The 2693-nt window shown below is 58.7% G+C and carries 1 pseudogene; it reads left to right on the forward strand.

From position 1 onward, the window contains the following. Window positions 1-2407: pseudogene (locus tag IQ273_RS32350) on the forward strand (hypothetical protein); the annotation flags it as partial. Window positions 2408-2693 lie beyond the last annotated feature (286 nt).

Here is a 2693-nt window from a genome sequence, read left to right on the forward strand (position 1 = left end):
CTCTGACATCGCGCCGGGGATAGCCGCTGCGATCCGCCCGTCCGCCGGAACCGCCGCTACGCCCCCGGTGACTCCAGCCACTATCCCAACAACAGCCACCCCACCAGTGGCCCCAGCCACTCCAGCCAGCCCTACCCTGCCCAGGGATACTACGACTAGCACCCCCGTCAATATTCCGGCGCTCAAGTCGCTGATCGACCTGGGCAATCTGGATGTCAGCGTGCTGTCGCCCAGCCTCGACCTGGGAAGCATTTTCCTGCATCCCCTCTACGAACTAGATCAGCAGCTCGATCTATCCCAGTGGGTGCATGTGGCCTCCCAGGGGCGCGACCACTACGTGCGCATCGTCTACGAAGGCCGCTTCAAATCCCTGGGCCACCGGGGAGCGCTGATCAAGGTGACCGAGCGGCGGTTTGAGAAGGCCCCCAACAGCAGTGCCCCCGTGGCCTACCTGCGCCAGTACATGTACGTGGTGGTGCGCGAACCACTGAAGGACTACACCCAGGAGGGGCTACCCCACGATGGCCGGGGTATGCCCCTGAAGCAGATTCGCCTCACCACTCTGGTGACTCCGAAGATCGATTACCCCTACGCCGCTCCGTCGCTGGTGTCAGGGAGCGATCGCTCCTTTTGGATTCAAGTGGGCGGCCAAGACTTTCGCTTCCACGCCGTGGGCACCGATGTGGCGGGGAACCAGGTTGATTTCACCATTCCCCTGATCTTTGTGCCCAACAGCGAAACTGCCGTCGGTATGGCAAAAATCGAGGCCGAATACAACAAGCCCGCCAGCAGCCAGCGGCGGCAGGCCCTGGTGCCGGGTCAGCGGGTAGCCTTTGCCGCCCCCAGCGGCGACGGCAAAGACAACACCAGCTTTGCCACCCAGGCACTCAACTTCATCAACGAAGGGGCGGGCAGCAAGGCCGACTTCTTTAGCCCCAAGCTATTTAAGGCCGAGGTGCGAATTCCGGCGGTGGAGCAGCTGGTGGGGGCCAATACCCTGAGCTCAATTCAGCTGCTGTCAGACTATGTGGTTGGGGGTGGGTTTGCTAGCCCCGCCAACGCCACCGGAGCCTTTGCCCAAATTGTCAAAGAAACCCCTGCCGGACTGCTGGAAAAGGCCGTCGCCGGGGTGACCTTCTCGGCAGAGCAGGTCGGGGGCTTTGCCACCCCCAACCTCGACATCACCACCCTGACCCGCAAGCTGGGGCCGCTGGGGGGCGAGGTTGCCGATGCCCTGACCGATACCTTTGACCCAGCGGCGGTGTTTGGCAAAGGGCTGGCCAAAATCTTTGGGGCCTTTGACCTGGCCGATTTGATTTTGGCCGGGGGCAGCGCCGAGAAAAATGCCCCCAAAATGCAGATTCGTCGGGAAGGGACAAGTGCGATCGCCGAGCTGGACTGGAAACCCAACGTCAAAACCATCGATCTGCTGATCATCAAGTTCAACCCCTACCCAGACACGGTATTTGACGTCCACGGGGTGTTCAAAAAAAGCCTGGTGGGGCCAGCCAACGACGATTTCCGCCTCACTGGCACCCTCAACCACTTCGAGATTTTCTTTCTTAAAGTGGTGCAGATCAACTTTGACTTGTTCAGCTTCACCGCCCAGAGCGGTCAAAAAACCGATGTCAACGTCAAGCTCAACCCGGCCATGCCGGTGCAGTTTACCGGCGACCTGGAGTTTGTCGAAGGGCTGCGCAAGCTGATTCCCCCCGGCGTGTTTGGCGATGGCGTCAGCATCGACTTGATCCAGTCGCCCCTGGGGGTCAAGGCGGGCCTCTCCATTGGGTTGCCCCCGGCCTCGGTGGGGGTGTTTGCCCTGCAAAACATTCTGTTTGCGGCGGGGCTGACCATTCCCTTCCTCGAAGGCAAGCCCATCTTCGACTTTGCCTTTGCCCGCCGAGACACGCCCTTTTTACTCACGGTGTCGCTGTTTGGCGGCGGCGGCTTTTTCCGCCTGGAGCTCGATACCGACGGCATTCGGGTGCTAGAAGCCGCCTTTGAGTTTGGCGCAGCGGCGGCGATCAACATCGGCGTCGCCAGCGGCGAGGTGCATATCATGGCGGGCATCTACTTCAAGATGGAAAAACGGATGCTGCCCGCCCCCGTCAGCGCCGAAAAACTGGTCTCGGTGCTGACGGGCTACCTGCGCTGCGGCGGCAAACTCTCGGTGCTGGGCATCATCACCATTTCTGTGGAGTTTAACCTCAGTTTCACCTACGACAGCGGCACCGAAAAAGCCTCCGGTCGCGCCACCCTCACCGTCACCATCGAAGTGCTCTTCTTCAGCAAATCCGTCGAACTCACCGTCGAACGCAGCTTTGGCCGCAAAGGCGGCGATCCCACCTTTGGCCAGCTCATGGATACCCCAGCCGTGTGGAACGAGTACGCCATGGCCTTCGCGTAGGTAGAAAAGAGTTTTGAATTTTGAGTGCTTAGTTTTGAGTTTTTGATTCGGTGCATTAATTCAAAATTTAAAATTCAAAACCTACTTCTATTCTTCCGCCCGTCAATTTTCTCTATGTAAAAGCCTGGTGCATTGCTTCGCGAATGCACCCTACCAATTCCCTCTTTTATTCTCCGTCCGTCAATTTTCTCCATGTAAAGGTTTAGGGAGACACATAGGTCTGCCCCTACGTCCAAAATCCAAAATCCAAAATCCAAAACACCCCCTACTCCCTACTCCCTACTCC

The organism is Nodosilinea sp. LEGE 07298, assembly GCF_015207265.1.
In the GTDB taxonomy this organism is placed as follows: Bacteria; Cyanobacteriota; Cyanobacteriia; order Phormidesmidales; family Phormidesmidaceae; genus Nodosilinea.